General features: G+C 37.7%; 13 protein-coding genes and 1 other annotated feature. Of the genes, 9 read left to right on the top strand and 4 right to left on the bottom strand.

What is annotated here, in order from left to right:
* Nucleotides 1-9 precede the first annotated feature (9 nt).
* The 4 genes from AC6UDG_RS06540 (at nucleotide 10) to AC6UDG_RS06555 (ending at nucleotide 4,032) form a co-directional block, all read left to right on the top strand.
* Nucleotides 10-1,227, top strand: a complete 1,218-nt coding sequence (locus AC6UDG_RS06540) for an FtsW/RodA/SpoVE family cell cycle protein (protein ID WP_500706835.1) — start codon at nucleotides 10-12, stop codon at nucleotides 1,225-1,227.
* Between the two features lie 102 nt (nucleotides 1,228-1,329).
* A complete protein-coding gene (locus tag AC6UDG_RS06545; RefSeq protein WP_500694363.1) occupies nucleotides 1,330-2,466 on the top strand; it encodes a D-alanine--D-alanine ligase family protein in 1,137 nt (378 codons plus the stop codon).
* Between the two features lie 80 nt (nucleotides 2,467-2,546).
* Complete coding sequence (locus tag AC6UDG_RS06550; RefSeq protein WP_500706836.1) at nucleotides 2,547-3,125, top strand: DNA-3-methyladenine glycosylase I; 579 nt, start codon at nucleotides 2,547-2,549, stop codon at nucleotides 3,123-3,125.
* A gap of 19 nt (nucleotides 3,126-3,144) precedes the next feature.
* Nucleotides 3,145-4,032 carry a helix-turn-helix domain-containing protein gene (locus AC6UDG_RS06555; RefSeq protein WP_500706837.1) on the top strand — a complete coding sequence of 296 codons (888 nt, stop codon included), beginning with the start codon at nucleotides 3,145-3,147 and terminating at the stop codon, nucleotides 4,030-4,032.
* 20 nt (nucleotides 4,033-4,052) lie between these two features.
* On the opposite strand, the gene AC6UDG_RS06560 is transcribed toward AC6UDG_RS06555, so the two are convergent.
* The 4 genes from AC6UDG_RS06560 to rpsD form a co-directional block, all read right to left on the bottom strand.
* Complete coding sequence (locus AC6UDG_RS06560; protein ID WP_500694366.1) at nucleotides 4,053-4,544, bottom strand: universal stress protein; 492 nt, start codon at nucleotides 4,542-4,544, stop codon at nucleotides 4,053-4,055.
* A 359-nt stretch (nucleotides 4,545-4,903) separates the two neighbouring features.
* Entirely contained in the window at nucleotides 4,904-6,187 is a 1,284-nt protein-coding gene (locus tag AC6UDG_RS06565; protein ID WP_500706838.1) for a replication-associated recombination protein A, read from the bottom strand.
* Nucleotides 6,188-6,201: 14 nt separating this feature from the next.
* Complete coding sequence (locus AC6UDG_RS06570; protein WP_500706839.1) at nucleotides 6,202-6,660, bottom strand: YueI family protein; 459 nt, start codon at nucleotides 6,658-6,660, stop codon at nucleotides 6,202-6,204.
* Nucleotides 6,661-6,768: 108 nt separating this feature from the next.
* Complete coding sequence (gene rpsD, locus AC6UDG_RS06575; RefSeq protein WP_039144319.1) at nucleotides 6,769-7,374, bottom strand: 30S ribosomal protein S4; 606 nt, start codon at nucleotides 7,372-7,374, stop codon at nucleotides 6,769-6,771.
* Nucleotides 7,375-7,704: 330 nt separating this feature from the next.
* On the opposite strand from rpsD, the gene ezrA reads away from it, so the two are divergent.
* The 5 genes from ezrA (at nucleotide 7,705) to AC6UDG_RS06600 (ending at nucleotide 16,281) form a co-directional block, all read left to right on the top strand.
* Nucleotides 7,705-9,423 carry a septation ring formation regulator EzrA gene (ezrA, locus tag AC6UDG_RS06580; RefSeq protein WP_500706840.1) on the top strand — a complete coding sequence of 573 codons (1,719 nt, stop codon included), beginning with the start codon at nucleotides 7,705-7,707 and terminating at the stop codon, nucleotides 9,421-9,423.
* Nucleotides 9,424-9,536: 113 nt separating this feature from the next.
* Nucleotides 9,537-10,682 carry a cysteine desulfurase family protein gene (locus AC6UDG_RS06585; RefSeq protein ID WP_500706841.1) on the top strand — a complete coding sequence of 382 codons (1,146 nt, stop codon included), beginning with the start codon at nucleotides 9,537-9,539 and terminating at the stop codon, nucleotides 10,680-10,682.
* 33 nt (nucleotides 10,683-10,715) lie between these two features.
* The gene (gene thiI / locus AC6UDG_RS06590) at nucleotides 10,716-11,939 is read left to right on the top strand and encodes a tRNA uracil 4-sulfurtransferase ThiI (RefSeq protein ID WP_500706842.1); all 1,224 of its coding nucleotides are present in this window, start codon (nucleotides 10,716-10,718) and stop codon (nucleotides 11,937-11,939) included.
* A 42-nt stretch (nucleotides 11,940-11,981) separates the two neighbouring features.
* Nucleotides 11,982-12,185: a binding site (T-box leader), on the top strand.
* Nucleotides 12,186-12,221: 36 nt separating this feature from the next.
* The gene (locus AC6UDG_RS06595; protein WP_500706843.1) at nucleotides 12,222-14,888 is read left to right on the top strand and encodes a valine--tRNA ligase; all 2,667 of its coding nucleotides are present in this window, start codon (nucleotides 12,222-12,224) and stop codon (nucleotides 14,886-14,888) included.
* A 49-nt stretch (nucleotides 14,889-14,937) separates the two neighbouring features.
* Nucleotides 14,938-16,281, top strand: coding sequence for a bifunctional folylpolyglutamate synthase/dihydrofolate synthase (locus AC6UDG_RS06600; RefSeq protein ID WP_500706844.1), 1,344 nt, complete (start codon nucleotides 14,938-14,940; stop codon nucleotides 16,279-16,281).
* Nucleotides 16,282-16,311 lie beyond the last annotated feature (30 nt).

Here is a 16,311-nt window from a genome sequence, read left to right on the forward strand (position 1 = left end):
GTATGATTTATGAAAAAAGGAGTTCTAATCGTGTTTAATAGGTCGGAAAGTACAGACGAGAATCGAATCGATTGGGGAATCATCTTTTGTGTACTGATGCTTGCTTTGGTGGGCATAGGGTCGATCTTTGTAGCTGCCAGTCATGATACAAGTCAAACAAGTGTCGTAAAGGCGGTTGTTTCGCAATTAGTGTGGTACGCAATTGGTGCAATTGCCATCGTTGTGATTATGCAATTTGATTCCGAACAGTTATGGAAATTAGCACCTTATGCGTATTGGTTTGGGATCTTTCTTTTAGTTGCTGTTTTGTTCTTGTATAGTCGTTCCTATGCGGCACAAACTGGTGCTAAAAGTTGGTTTCAGTTAGGGCCACTGACATTTCAACCATCTGAAATCATGAAACCTGCGTATATTTTGATGTTGGCTAAAGTCATTGCTTCTCACAATAATGAACATCCAATTCATGAAACTCGAAGTGATTGGGCGTTACTTGGTAAAATGATTCTATGGACGATTCCAATTGTGATTTTACTAAAGTTGCAAAATGACTTTGGAACTACCATTGTGTTCATTGCCATCCTGGCCGGGATGATGATTGTATCCGGGGTTACGTGGAAAATACTGGCGCCAATCTTTGGTGTTACAGGTGGTCTTGGTGCCATTGCACTGACACTTGCCATTACTAAAGAGGGTCGAATGTTACTTGGTCATTTTGGCTTTAAGTCTTATCAATTCGCTCGAATTGATACTTGGTTGCATCCTGAGTCAGATACGAGTAACCAAGGATTTCAACTATGGCAAAGTATGAAAGCAGTTGGATCAGGAGGTCTTACTGGAACGGGATTCAATGTTTCAAAAGTTTACGTTCCTGTTCGTGAGTCTGATATGATCTTTTCCGTGATGGGAGAGAACTTTGGATTCATTGGTGGGGTATTATTGATTCTTCTTTATTTCTTATTGATTTATGAAATGATCAAGGTTACTTTTGAGACTAAAAATGTTTTCTATGCCTATATTTCTAGTGGAGTTATTATGATGATTTTATTCCATGTTTTTGAAAACATTGGAATGAGCATTGGGTTGCTGCCAATGACTGGAATTCCGCTCCCATTTGTGAGCCAGGGAGGTTCTGCCTTAATTGGTAACATGATAGGGATTGGGTTGATAATGTCAATGCAATACCATAACAAGAGTTCAATGTTTAGTACAGATAAGAATTTCTCATAAAGCATGAAAGCATGTTCATTCATGCTTTTTTATTTGGGATTATTTACCGGTTAATTTTTGTGTTATAATTAAGGTTCTATTATGAACGACAGAGGTGCGAATATGACTAAAAATAAGAAGCACGTCGCGTTATTATTTGGTGGTAATTCATCAGAACACGACGTCTCAAAAAGATCCGCGCATAATATTTATGATGCGATGGACAAGGATAAGTATGAAGTCAGCTTATTCCTAATTACTAAGGATGGAATCGTCTTGAGCGATGATGCTTCACATCGTGTATTTGATGGTGAAGATGAAACGGATGTGGAAAAAGATGAGATTTTAAATCTCGATATGAATAATCCGCTAGCTCCCATTATTAATTTCGATAGCGCTAAAGATATTGACGTTTTCTTTCCCATTATTCACGGAAACTTAGGGGAAGATGGAACCATTCAAGGGCTATTACGTCTAATGAATAAGCCCTACGTTGGAAGTGGAATCTTAGCTTCTGCAATGTCTTATGATAAGGATATTACTAAGAAAATCCTAGATGAAGCAGGCATTAACAATACCAAATACGTCTTATTGACTCCAGATAATCGTAAAGATTGGAATTATGCTAAATTATCTAAAAAGCTCGGTTCATTAATGTTTATCAAACCAGCCAATCAAGGTTCTTCCATCGGTATTCATCAGGTGCATAATCAAGAGGAATTGGATAGCGGACTAGAAGATGCTTTTCGTTATGACAACAAAATTTTGATTGAGGAAGCAATTGAGGGACCAGAAGAAGTCGAAATTTCTATTTTAGGAAATGAAAATCCCAAAGCATCAAAACTAGGGGCAATTAAAGTTCCAGCAGATGACAAATTCTATACCTATGACAACAAGTTCGTGGATGCCAGTCAGGTCCAATTTACCATTCCAGTTGAATTGCCAGATGGTGTCGATGATCAAATCACGAACATGGCATTAGACGCTTATAAGGCCCTTGGATTAAAGGGAATGGCACGAATTGATTTTCTTGTTTCAAAAGATTTTAAGCCATATTTGAGTGAAGTTAACACATTACCGGGCTTTACAAATATTTCTTTGTATCCGCAACTTTGGGAAGCTTCTGGAATTAGTTATACCGAATTAATCGATAAATTGATTGAACTAGCTTATGCTGAATTTGACCGTCAATCCAAAATTTTGCATGACTTTAAGCCGCTTCAAAAGGGCGATCAGAAAAAAGTATATAAGGATAAATAATAAAAAAAGATTATGACATAGTCATAATCTTTTTTTATTTGAAGATTGTTCTTCGTATATACTTATAAGAGGTGATAATAATGGAAAGATGTAACTGGGCAACTAAGAGTCCACGATTAATGAATTACCATGATACGGTGTGGGGTGTTCCAGATTATGACGAAAAAGCATTATTTAGAGAACTGTCACTAGAAATAATGCAGGCAGGACTTCAGTGGAATTTAATTTTGAAGAAGTTAGATGGACTGGATAGCATTTATCATAATTTTGATTTTAACTATTTGTCTACTCACGCAGAAACCATCAAAGACACTGCAATGAGTGACAAACGTGGAATTAGAAATCGATCGAAACTTGATGCCATTTTAACCAATGCCAAGATTGTTTTTGAGTTAGAAGGAAAGGGGATTCATTTTTTTGACCAATTATGGCAGCAGGTGAATTATACTCCCGTTGATCATTTAATTATTGATGATCAAATCGATATTTCGGAAATGAGACCAATGATTAAAAAATTTAATCAGGTTTTTCAAATGTATCATTTTAAAAGAGTTGGGCCCACAACACTCTATTCGTTTTTACAAGCTTCGGGGATCATTAATGATCATAACGTTAATTGTTTTAGACACGATGAAATTTTGAATCGTCAAGGGAGATGACGTGCAATTGGAAGTCATAATGCCCTCAAAAGCGCTATTGAAAAAGATTGGAGCGAGAATTAAAAAACGCCGAATTGATATTCATATGACGCAGTCGGAGCTTGCCAAAGGACTATGTACTCAGTCAACCATCAGTGCGCTTGAAAATGATGGGTGTTTTAATCAATGGGTGATTATTCCAGAAATTGTGTCCCGATTGGGATTGAACTTAGACGAAGTTTGTTCTGATGAAAAGTATTGCTATGCTAAAAAAATACTGAAGAAAGTTGAATGCATTCTACTTCATTATCATTTCAAGAAAGCTAATACGATTATTGAAACAATTAAAGTTGAGAATATTGATTCAAGAGAAATCAAAGGAAGATATTATTGTGAACGTGGTTTTGCGGAACTATTTTGTGGTTTTTCTTTAGATGAAATAATCCTATGCTTTCATACTATGATTGACTCGTGTTCCGTCAAAACAAATTTTATTTGTACTGCATGGAGTTATTTGGGCATTGCAATCTCATATCGGAGATTGGGATGTCAAAAATTGGCTCGTAAGTATTTGGATGATGCTTTGGTGAGGATGGGGCAATTGCTACATCGAAGAGAAATGAATACAATTGATCGATATGTTGTCATTAAGTTAGGACTTGCCATTGTCACTTTCGCATTTGTAGCTAACGATAATCAACTAGTCATTTCTGAATCCAATGTTATGATATCTTACCTAAAACGCAAGTATTCCTTCTATTGTTTGAAATCATTTTATAATTTGAAATATTTGAGTTATAAACGAGAAAAACTGTTTGAAAAGGCAGAAAGCACCCAAATTAAAATCAATCTTTTGAAAGGAGTAAGAGATAGCGGGCGGATTGATAAATTATTAAAAATTGCCAAAACAAAAAATCATTCGAAATAATCATCGAATGATTTTTTGTTTTACTTAGAAACTTTTTGTTTTCCTTTTTTAGGATCAACTTTTTGATTATTTAGATTTGTTCTTACAACTAATACATCACAGACCGCCATCCTAGTGACATATTCAGTTACTGAACCAATTAGTAACCGTTCAACACCATTTAACCCGGTTGCACCGATCATGATTAAATCAATATCGAGTTTGTCGGGAATTTCCTTTGAGATGATTGTTTTCGGTGCGCCATATTCGATTGAATAATCGACTTTGTTAACGCCATCATCCTTAGCCTCTCTGGCGTACTGTTCGAGTGTTTTTTTAGCGTTTTGAGTTACTTCTTCAACTACTGATGTATCAAAACTAGAGATATTTTGAAATGCTCGTGTGTCTACAACGTGGACAATGTGTAAATGAGCATCATTACGTTTGGCAACGGCAACGGCCTTTTTAAAAGCCAACTCGGATTCGTATGAACCATCAACGGGAACTAAAATATTATTGTATTCTTGTAGCATAAAAACCACCTCGATGTTTTATTTAACTTAATTCTAGTATTTTTTAATTGAAAAGTCAGATATAAAGGCTATTTATCCATGTATTGAATGATGAATAGTTCTGGAATCACAGCACACAAACACCCCGCACATAAGACTAGCAGAGTAAAAACAGTGTTATTGAAGAATATTGAAATAATTCCAAAAATTGCTACCACAATTAGAATGACACCACTAATGAGTAAGATGATGCTTAATGAGGTAAACTTTTCGGGATGAAACAGTAGGAAACTTTTATGAGCATGGGTTAAAAAATAAATTCCGTTAATAATTAAAATTACGGAGAAAAATAACATTAAAACTTTGATGAGCATCGACAATTATTCCTTTCCGACATGCCTTTCAGCCTCGTTGATTTTTTCATATTGATCAGCTAGAGCTCTTTCGTATTTACCGTTCAGCTTTGGTTGGTAGTACTTGGCATTCTTAATTTTGTCAGGAAGATACTGCTGTTTAACCCAATCATTGGGATAATTATGTGGGTATTTATAACCGACGTGTCCTAGTTTTTTGGCACCCTTGAAATGGGCATCTTTTAAGTGATCAGGAATGTCTCCGTAATTGCCAGTTTTTACGTCAGATAAAGCCTTATCAATCGCTGTAATTCCTGAATTTGATTTTGGTGAAAGACAAAGATCAATGATGGCATCAGATAGCGGAATCCGTCCTTCAGGGAGACCGAGTTTATCAGCAGCTTGCACTGCCGATACTGTTCTGGAAGCAGCAGCCGGATTAGCTAACCCAATGTCTTCATACGCAATTACCATTAATCTTCTGGTTAGGGAGTTTAAATCCCCTGATTCAATTAACCTCGAGGCATAGTGTAGGGCTGCGTTAACATCGGAGCCACGAATTGATTTTTGAAGTGCTGACATCACGTTGTAGTGAGCGTCGCCATTTTTATCTTGACTCAATGCTTTCTTTTGTAAACAAGCTTCAATATCAGCCAGAGTAATGTGAATGACGCCATCTTGGTCAGGTGTGGTGGACTTGGCAGATAATTCTAGAGCGTTTAAAGCGCTTCTTAAATCGCCATTGGTGCTGTGAACTAAAAAGCTCATGGCGTTATGGTCAAGTTTGATCTTTAGATTACCTAAGCCATTTTGCTTGTCCGCTAGTGCCCGCTTAACGGCTTTGGTTATGTCATCACTGGTTAATGGATGAACTTGAAAAATTTCTGTTCTAGAACGAATGGCCGGACTGATATTGATGTAAGGATTTTCTGTCGTTGCCCCAATTAAGATAATTTGCCCACTTTCTAGTAGTGGTAACAAAAAATCCTGCTTGGTCTTATCTAACCGATGGATTTCATCTAGTAATAACACTACCGTTCCACTCATTTTAGCTTCTTCAGCTACCGCCTGGAGGTCCTTTTTGGTATCAGTTGCTGCATTTAACATCCGAAAAGCATATTTAGTCGAACCCGCAATTGCACTTGCAATGCTGGTTTTTCCGGTGCCGGGCGGTCCATATAAAATCATTGACGAAAGCATTTTAGCTTTTACCATGCGATCAATAATCTTGCCCTTGCCAACCAAATCCTGTTGGCCAACAATATCTTCAATTTTAGTGGGCCTCATTCTGTAGGCGAGGGGCTTTTGCATTCTATAGCTTCTTTCTACTTAAATAACCGTGAAAACCATGATTGGTGTTTTTTAGGTTGATCGTCGTCATGTTTGGCGTTAACCTTACTAGGATCAAAATCAATATGGTCTTTATTAATTGCATCAGGGGCAACTAAGACTACCGCATATTGATCGGGCCTCGTACCGTAAGCGCTGTTATTTTTTAAAGTGAACTTAGTGTTATTTTGGCTAGCCAACTTCATGTACGGTTGTTGCTGTTCTTCAGCTATATTGCCGTTAATGAAGAGTTGATAAGTGGGATGTTGTTTCATTTCTTTACTTAACTGATCGATTGCATCCTGGTTTTTATCTTCAGAAACCGTAATGGCGAAGTCGACCCGTTCTCGAAAAGTTCCCAAGTATTTTCGTTGCTCATCTGGGTTAATTTGAGGGGAGTTTCCACTCATTGCTTGATCAAGTCGATTTTGAACTGATCCTTTGTCATCTGTCATAATATTTGCTCCTTATTGAGTATTTACTACATTTTAACATTAAAGAAATTGGAGATACAAAAAGGCGGTCTCAATCGAGATCGCCTTTTCTTTAACAGACACAATATTTTAACGGTTGTAGTATTCAACAACTAATGAAGTATCGATGTCTGCATTTAATTCATCTGGTTGTGGATATCTAGTCAATGAACCCTCAAGCTTATCAGCATCAAATGATACATAAGCAGGGCGGCTCACAACTGATTCGACAGCTTCTTTGATGATGCCCATGTCCTTATCCTTTTCACGAACACCGATCACTTGACCGGGCTTTACTTCGTAAGAAGGGATATCAACCCGCTTGCCATCAACGGTAATATGACCGTGGTTAACTAATTGTCTAGCTTGTCGTCTAGTGGTAGCTAAGCCTAAACGGTAAACCATATTATCTAAACGGCTTTCAAGCATAATTTCAAAGTTATCACCATGCTTACCCTCACGGATTTTACCAGAGCGGTTAAACAATGAGTAAAATTGACGTTCAGTTAAACCATACATGTAACGTAATTTTTGCTTTTCACGTAATTGAACACCATATTCTGAAAGTTTTTGACGACGACCTTGGCCGTGAACACCTGGAGCATATGGACGACGTTGTAATTCCTTACCAGTACCTGATAAAGAAACTCCAAGACGACGAGAAATTCTCCAACTTGGACCTGTATATCTTGACATAAATGAATCCTCCAATAAAATATTTGGAGTAAAATAACGATGTACGCTTAGTATTCGTGCATATCCCTCTGAACTTTCGCCTCAGCAGCCAGTGGGTTACTAATTAAACTACAAGTAGCAAGGACATGTTGACGAGCTTACCGCATACTGCTGCATTATTTTACACAAGCCCAATTATATGAAATTAGCACCTAAAAGTCAATGCAACGTTGCAGTCGATGATCTTAAAAACTCAGAATGCTATCATAAATTTTTCTCATTTATGATATAATTACTTTAATAACGAGGAAAAGTTTATACATAATTAATTTGTTGAAGGACGGGTATTTAATGGTTAACGTCATTATTGGAATTTTAGTTGTAGTAGCTGTAATTTATTGTGCCGTGGTCATGTATCAGCACCATTTATTAAAAATTGCTGAAACAATTGAAAAACGCGTTAAGCGCCTAAATGATTTGAATCTGCAAGATGAGATTAATAAGGTGAAAGATATCGGCCTCACCGGTGATTCATTAAGTAGCGTTAATAGTGCTCAAGCTGATTTTGATAACGTTACTAATAACCTACTTCCTTCCGTCAAAAATAACGTTGAAGCGGTAAAAAGTGACGCAAAGGGAATTAACTTTGTTAAGACACGGGAAGTTTGCTCAGATGCGGAACAACAAATTAAAACTTCAGAAGATGATGTAAGGGTAATTCGTCAGTTTTTAGCTAAAATGAATCAGCTGAATTCTGAACATAAGAAGGCCATTACTGATTTAGAAGGTCGTTATAAAGAACTTCGAAAAGAATTGCTTACTAAGAATGCTTCCTTTGGGCCCGCAATTGATGCGCTTGAAAATCAGTTGTCGACGATTGAAGGGACCTTTGATGATTTTTCTAATCTATCAAAAAATGGTGATCACGAAAAGGCTGATAAAATTCTTGGTGATTTAAATAAGTCAACTAATCAGTTAGAAGCTGATGTGCAACAAATTCCTCATTTATATGCTACTAATAATGTAGAATTTAAAAATCAAATTGATGAGATTAGCTCAACTCATTCTAAAATGAATGCAAGTGGGTATGAATTTGATGATGATGAATTTGACGTCTCTTTAGAGGAATTAAGAACAGCCGTTTCCGATAACCTTGAAAATATTGCTCACCTTGATTTAAAATTGGCCAAGGATTCTGATAGTGAGATTGAGACCAAGATTGATCGTCTTTACGATTTAATGGAAAAGCAATTAATTGCTAAGAAAAAAGTTGATAAAGGATTTAAGATCACCGGAGAATATATCCAACACGCCAAAAAACAAAATCAGGTTTTAATCGATGAATTAGATCGACTCAGTCATAATTACTCACTAGAACATGGTGAGATTGATAAGGCCAATGCTTTAGGAAAACAAATTGATGAGATTGAAGCTACCTATAAAAAAGATCGTGAGGCAATTGACAACAAGAAAGCCATTTATACTCACATCCTTGACAACGTTACTAGTAGCGATAGTCAATTAACGGAGATTGAAAAGAAACAACGGGCCATTAATGATTCGGTTGCTGACTTTAAGGATGAAGAGCAGAAGGCCCATCAGGTCTTAGATGATCTTGATTTGGAACTTCATGGGATTCAGCGTAAGATTGATGAGCTGAATTTACCGGGTATATCACAGGATTACATTGACTACTTTGGCATCGTGGCTGACGAGATTAAGGATCTTAATCGGACGATGGATAAGGTCAAGATTAGTATGGATGATGTTCAAAAACAGTTAAGCGTGATTAAATCAGATCGGGATACTCTTGAAGAGAAGACTGATGATTTGATTGATAGCTCATCGCTTGCTGAGCAAGTGATGCAATATGCCAATCGTTATCGAAATTCTGATCCAGAGATTAACAGAGCACTGGTAAAAGCTAAGCATCTGTTTGACGATGAATATAAGTATCCTGAAAGCTTAGAAACCATTGCCACTGCGATTGATAAAGCCAATCCTGGATCCTACAAGCGAATTGAAAATACTTATTACAAAAATAAGCAAGATTCACAAAATCAAAAGTAAGCACGAACAAGCTGAATTAGAGTTGGAACAATTCAGCTTGTTTTTATTATGTTTCAATGCTGGTATAATAAATCTTGTTGTAATTTGGACGAATTAGAAAGAGAGGGTACCAAATGATTTACTTTGATAATAGTGCGACGACTAAAGTAGATAGTCAGGTTTTGGATACCTATAATCAGGTAAGTGAAAAGATCTGGGGAAATCCTTCCAGTCTTCATAACTTTGGTCAACAATCGTTTAATTTATTGAATCAATCAAGAAATCAAATTGCGAGAATTTTAGGAGTAGAACCTAACGAAATCTACTTTACTAGTGGAGGAACTGAAGGTGACAATTGGGTTATAAAGGGGACCGCCAAAGAGAAACATCAATTTGGTAAGCATATCATCACTTCTTCTGTTGAACATGCAGCGGTGAAAAATTCAATGCACGCTTTAGAAGATTTGGGATTTGACGTTACTTATTTACCAGTTGATAAAGAGGGACGAGTTTCAGCAAAAGATTTAGAATCCGCTATTAGACCAGATACTATCTTGGTGTCAATCATGGCGGTTAATAATGAGATGGGCGCCATTGAACCCATCAATGAAATTAGTGATGTCTTAAAACAATATCCCAAAATTCATTTTCATGTTGACGCCGTCCAGGCTGTTGGCAAAGGCCTACACGATTTGGTTTTCAATGATCGAGTTGATTTTGTCACATTTTCTGGGCATAAATTTCATGCTCCCAGAGGAATTGGTTTGATCTATGGGAAAAATGGTCGTAAGATTGCCCCATTAATGGATGGTGGTGGCCAAGAACGAGGACAACGGAGCGGGACTGAGAATTTGCCTGCGATAGCAGGGATGGCTAAGGCACTCAGAATCATTTCGGATCATGAATCTGAAAGCATTGCACGTGAACAAAAGATCAGAGAACGAATTTATGCTCATATTACTAAGTTCAACAAGGTTCATCCTTTCTCCGGTTTATCAGACCACTTTGCTCCACACATTCTTTGCTTTGCAATTGAGGGAGTGAAAGGTGAAACGATCGTGCATGCCTTTGAAGAACATGGGATTTACATTTCTACTACGAGTGCTTGTTCATCCAAAAAAGAGGAAACGGCAGGAACTTTAGATGCTATGGGAGTAGACCCAAGCATCGCTCGCAGTGCCGTTCGAATCTCCTTAGGAGACAAAAATACTTTAGATGAGGCTGATCAGTTTAATCAAGTATTTGATGAGTTGTACGAAGAATTCAAAAAGTTAAGTTAGATAATCATTAAAGAATAGTAAAGGAGTGAGAGTGTGAAGTATAGTGAGATTATGGTTCGTTACGGCGAATTGTCCACAAAGGGAAAAAATCGCAAGGTCTTTATTGGGCAGTTGGGACATAACGTTAGGCAAGTTTTAAAACAGTTTGATGGAGTTACCGTTGACGCCCAGCGGGATCGGTTACATGTCAGTTTGCATGGTCAAGATGCAGCCCCAGTGATGGCGGCCCTAAAAAAAGTCTTTGGAATTGAGACTTTTTCACCAGTTGTTAAGTTGGAAAAAAATACCCCAATTGAAGACATTCAGAAAAAGGCACTCGCAATGATTTCGAATCAATTCCAGAGTGGTCAAACATTTAAGATCTCAACTAACCGTCAAAATAAAGATTATCCACTAAACACTTATCAAGTGAATGATGAGGTTGGCGGGTATGTCTTAGATCATTTAGATGGAATTAAAGCTCAAATGAAAAGACCTGACATCAACTTACAGATTGATGTCAGAATGTCTGGCATCTATTTATCAAGTGAGACGATTCAGGGAGCATTAGGACTACCAGTTGGAACTGGAGGACGTGGTACCATGATGCTTTCAGGAGGCATTGATTCACCCGTTGCGGCTTACATGGCCATGAAGCGTGGGGTAAAGTTAGATATGATTCATTTCTACAGTCCTCCATACACTAGTGAGCAAGCGCTAGCAAAAGCTAAGGATTTGACGGCTAAGCTTTCGGGATTGGGTGGAACCGTTGATTTTATCCAGGTCCCATTTGCTAAGATTCAAGAAGAGATTAAAGAAAAAGTTCCAGAGGGTTACTTGATGACGGTTCAGCGCCGGATGATGTTGAGAATTGCCGCAGCAATTACCATTGCACGTCATTGTGATGGAGTATTTACCGGTGAGTCGTTAGGACAAGTTGCTTCACAGACGTTAGAAAGTATGCGCGCCATTAATGATGTGACTAATTTGCCAGTTCTACGTCCGTTGCTTTCTTTGGATAAGACTGAGATTATTAAGATTGCTGAACGAATTGACACCTATGATTTATCAATTCTTCCTTATGAGGACTGCTGTACGATCTTTACTCCACCAGCACCGAAAACAAAGCCGGACGTGGAGAAAGCCAGAAAGTTTGAAAAAAACATTGACGTGGATGGTTTAATGAAAGAAGCCATTGAGGGTATTACGATCAGTAAGATTCACCCAAATGATGATTATTTGAACGCTAATGAAGATGTTTTTTCAGAATTACTTTAATGTGATTGACTAAAGATTGTAAATTGAGTAATATTTATTATGTTAAATGCTTTGATCAAGAGGTTGGTTGTTATGACGCACAGAGAGTGGACATGTGCTGGAAAGTCCATGCGTTCAAACGATCATGGTTGCTTGTGAGCAGTTATGTTGAATGAATTAAGATGTAATCGGTACTAGCCGTTATCTAGTTAAGTTGGAATTAGCAATAATTCAATTTAGGTGGTACCGCGAGCATTCGTCCTATTCTGGACGGATGCTTTTTATTTTAAATGAGGTGAAAAAATGGCAAAAGAAGTAGATATGTCAACGAAATACGATCCCAACTCAGTTGAAGCTGGGATGTATAAGAAATGGCTTGATGAGGATGTTTTCAAGCCAAATGGTGATAAAAAGGCAAAACCATATTCAATTGTTTTACCTCCGCCAAATGTGACCGGTAAACTTCACTTGGGTCACGCCTGGAATACCACTCTTCAAGACATGTTGATTAGACAGAAACGGATGCAAGGTTATGATACCGTTTGGATTCCTGGCATGGATCATGCGGGGATTGCAACTCAGGCAAAGGTTGAAGCAATGCTTAACGAGAAGGGGATCTCGCGGTACGATTTAGGTCGTGAAAAATTTGTCAATAAAGTTTGGGAATGGAAAGACGACTTTGCTGATACGATCCATAAACAGTGGGCCAAACTGGGGTTATCACTTGATTACAGTCGTGAACGCTTTACGTTGGATGATGGTTTGTCAAAAGCCGTCAGGAAAGTATTTGTTGACTTGTATAATCAAGGGTTAATTTACCGTGGTGAATACATTATTAATTGGGATCCAAAGGCTCGGACTGCTTTATCTGATATTGAAGTTATTCACAAAGATGATAAAGGCGCTTTCTATCACGTTAAGTATCCGTTTGCTGATGATACTAAATTTAATGGAAAGAATTACATTGAAATCGCTACAACTCGTCCTGAGACTATGATGGGTGATACTGCTATCGCAGTGAACCCAAGTGATGATCGTTATAAAGATTTAGTAGGTAAAGAGGTCGTTGTTCCACTCGTAAATCGGACGATTCCGATTATTGCCGATCAGTACGTTGATCCTGAATTTGGGACTGGAATGGTTAAGATTACCCCAGCCCACGATCCTAATGATTTTAAAGTTGGGAACAGACATGATTTAAAACGGATTAATACCATGAATGAAGACGCTACGATGAACGAAAATGCTGGGAAGTATGAAAGCATGGATCGTTTTGATGCTCGAAAGGCAATGGTCAAGGACCTTGAGGATCAAGGCTTGATGATTAAAGTTGATCCCATTGTTCACTCGGTTGGTCATTCTGAAAGAACCGGAGTTCAGGTTGAAGCTCGTCTTTCGACTCAATGGTTTGTAAAAATGAAACCATTGGCCAAAAAGGCAATGGAGAATCAAAAGACCAATGATGCGGTTAGTTTCATTCCAGAACGATTTGAGCATACCTTTATGCAATGGATGGAAAACGTTCATGATTGGGTTATTTCAAGGCAACTATGGTGGGGACATCGGATTCCTGCCTGGTACAATAATGAGACTGGCAAGATTTACGTTGGCGAAAACGCTCCTAAGGATCCCAAAAACTGGACGCAAGATCCAGACGTGTTGGATACCTGGTTTTCATCAGCTTTATGGCCATTTACAACCCTTGGTTGGCCTGATACTGACTCAAAAGATTATCAACGCTATTTTCCTACCAACACGCTTGTAACTGGTTATGATCTGGTGTTCTTCTGGATCTCAAGAATGATTTTTCAAAGTTTACATTTTACCGGTAAGCGTCCATTTAAAAACGTGCTGTTACATGGTTTAATCCGTGATGAACATGGGGTTAAGATGAGTAAGTCTTTAGGTAACGGGATTGATCCAATGGATGTTATTGATCAGTACGGAGCCGATGCCTTGAGATGGTGTCTATCAACTGGAACAACGCCTGGACAGGACATGAAGTTTAGTTATAGTAAGGTCGAATCAGCCTGGAATTTTGTCAATAAGATTTGGAATGCCAGTCGTTATGTCATCATGAATTTAGGTGACATGTCTAAACCAGAGTTACCAGCTCAATCAGAATGGAATTTATCCGATCGATGGATTCTTTCGAAATTAAACTCTGTTGTTAAGCACGTTACCGAAGAATATGACAAGTTTAACTTTGGTGAAGCCAATCGTTCACTTTATGATTTTATTTGGAATGATTTTTGTGATTGGTACATTGAAATGAGTAAGGAAATTTTGACTGGCTCAGATGAAAAAGCCAAACAAAACACGCGAAATATCCTAGCGTACGTTTTGGATCAAATTTTGCGATTACTCCAACCAGTTATGCCATTTGTTACTGAAAAGATTTGGCTTTCAATGCCGCACGTTGGTGAATCATTGGTGGTAGCTGAGTATCCAGTAACTCATGATGAATTTGATGATAAAAAAGCAGAATCAAATATGAATCGTCTGATTGACGTTATTAAAGCGGTCAGAAATATCCGTTCGGAGGTTAATGCACCACTATCTAGTCCAGTTGACATTTTGGTTAAAACTAAGAATTCCGATTTGAAAAAGGTACTAGAAGATAACAGTGACTACATTGAACGATTTGGTCACCCTGATAAGTTAGAGATTGGTTCTGACATTAATATTCCTAAATTGGCTATGACATCGGTAATTACTGATGCTGAGATCAGCATCCCACTGGATGAACTGGTTGACCTAAATGATGAAAAAGAACGGCTACAAAAAGAAGTCCAAAAATTTGAATCGGAAGTCAAACGAGCACAGAAAAAGCTAGCTAATAAAAAGTTTGTAGACAATGCTCCAGAGACAGTTGTCAATGAGCAAAAAGAAAAACAAACCGACAATGAGGCTAAACTTAAAGCCGTTAAAATCCGACTTAAAGATGTAATCGATGCTTTAAATAAATAAAAGACGAGGCTCAGCTAAACGGCTGAGCTTTCTTTTTAGAGGAGTGGCAATGGTGATTGATAGTTACAGTGCAGCATTAAAGTATATCCATGGTAGACCACGAATTAAAAAAGAACCACCTACAAAGCGGATGGATCACTTTATGAAGAAATTAGGCTGTCCAGAAAAAACGTTAAACTGCATTCATGTGGCAGGGACTAATGGAAAAGGATCGTGTGTTGCCTATTTGAGTAACATGTTAATGGCTTCTGGACTCTCAGTTGGAACCTTTACTTCACCATTTATGATTAAGTTCAACGAGCGGATCAGTGTGAATAATCAACCAATTTCAGATGATGAAATTTTAGAGTTAGTGCGTGAAATTAAACCGGTTGTCGATGAAATTGATAAAAATGATCCTGATTTAGGTCCCTCTGAGTTTGAAATCATTTGCGCTATGATGTTCATCTATTTCCGTAAGCATCCGGTTGACATTGTGATTGTAGAGGCCGGAATTGGAGGAAGGTCCGATTCCACCAACGTGGTTAATTCGAAAATGTCAATTATTACTACCATTGGGATGGATCACATGGCACTGCTTGGTGATTCGGAAGAAAAAATTGCGGATAATAAGGCTGGAATTATTCGCCAAAACCGTCCATGTGTGATTGGAGGGATCAAAGAAGGTCCGAGAAAGGTGATTGAACGAGCAGCTATAAAATTAGATAGTCCGATTTGGGAATTAAAGCGTGATTATCAATTCGCGCAGGTTAATCCAAATCATTTTAATTTTTCAAATAATTATTTGAACATTGATAACATTTCAATGAAACAAATTGGAAGCTTTGAAATGGAAGATGCTGCAATTGCGATTGAAGCTTTCTTGGTTTATGCGTTTAATTATTTAAACATGACAGAACCATCCATGATTTCTTCGGTCAAAGCGGGAATTAGTTCAACAAAATGGATTGGAAGGATGGAAGTAATTAATAATGATCCCACGATTATGATTGATGGGGCACATAATGTCCCAGCAATTCAGAGCCTTTTGTCGTCGCTTCGTTTTAGAAGTAGTAAGTGGAGAAATTCTCATCTTACAATTGTGATGGGGGTTTTCGCTGACAAACAGTATCCAGAAATGCTAAAAATTGTTAAGTCTTTGTCTAATAGTGACGTTATTTTGACACGGTTTTCTGCGGGAGAAAAGCGAGCAAGTGCTGACTTTTCTAAACTTGATATCAATAACTTTCCCAATGTTTCATTAGTTAGCGATTGGCATAAAGCACTGAACAAATCGGTAAAAAAGGTCCGTGACAGTAAAAATGATAATCAGTTAATTTTGGTTACTGGATCGCTGTTATTTATCTCGGAAGTTAGAAAATATATTAAAGAAAATGAAGAAAAACTTAAGTAACTAATTTTGGCCTTATATTTCTGACTGATA

This window comes from Fructilactobacillus sp. X2R1C1, assembly GCF_059901435.1.

Coding starts and splice junctions, on each gene's coding strand:
- AC6UDG_RS06540 (WP_500706835.1), top strand. CDS start 10: ATGAAAAAAGGAGTTCTAATCGTGTTTAATAGGTCGGAAAGTACAGAC.
- AC6UDG_RS06545 (WP_500694363.1), top strand. CDS start 1,330: ATGACTAAAAATAAGAAGCACGTCGCGTTATTATTTGGTGGTAATTCA.
- AC6UDG_RS06550 (WP_500706836.1), top strand. CDS start 2,547: ATGGAAAGATGTAACTGGGCAACTAAGAGTCCACGATTAATGAATTAC.
- AC6UDG_RS06555 (WP_500706837.1), top strand. CDS start 3,145: ATGCCCTCAAAAGCGCTATTGAAAAAGATTGGAGCGAGAATTAAAAAA.
- AC6UDG_RS06560 (WP_500694366.1), bottom strand. CDS start 4,544: ATGCTACAAGAATACAATAATATTTTAGTTCCCGTTGATGGTTCATAC.
- AC6UDG_RS06565 (WP_500706838.1), bottom strand. CDS start 6,187: ATGCAAAAGCCCCTCGCCTACAGAATGAGGCCCACTAAAATTGAAGAT.
- AC6UDG_RS06570 (WP_500706839.1), bottom strand. CDS start 6,660: ATGACAGATGACAAAGGATCAGTTCAAAATCGACTTGATCAAGCAATG.
- rpsD (WP_039144319.1), bottom strand. CDS start 7,374: ATGTCAAGATATACAGGTCCAAGTTGGAGAATTTCTCGTCGTCTTGGA.
- ezrA (WP_500706840.1), top strand. CDS start 7,705: ATGGTTAACGTCATTATTGGAATTTTAGTTGTAGTAGCTGTAATTTAT.
- AC6UDG_RS06585 (WP_500706841.1), top strand. CDS start 9,537: ATGATTTACTTTGATAATAGTGCGACGACTAAAGTAGATAGTCAGGTT.
- AC6UDG_RS06595 (WP_500706843.1), top strand. CDS start 12,222: ATGGCAAAAGAAGTAGATATGTCAACGAAATACGATCCCAACTCAGTT.
- AC6UDG_RS06600 (WP_500706844.1), top strand. CDS start 14,938: ATGGTGATTGATAGTTACAGTGCAGCATTAAAGTATATCCATGGTAGA.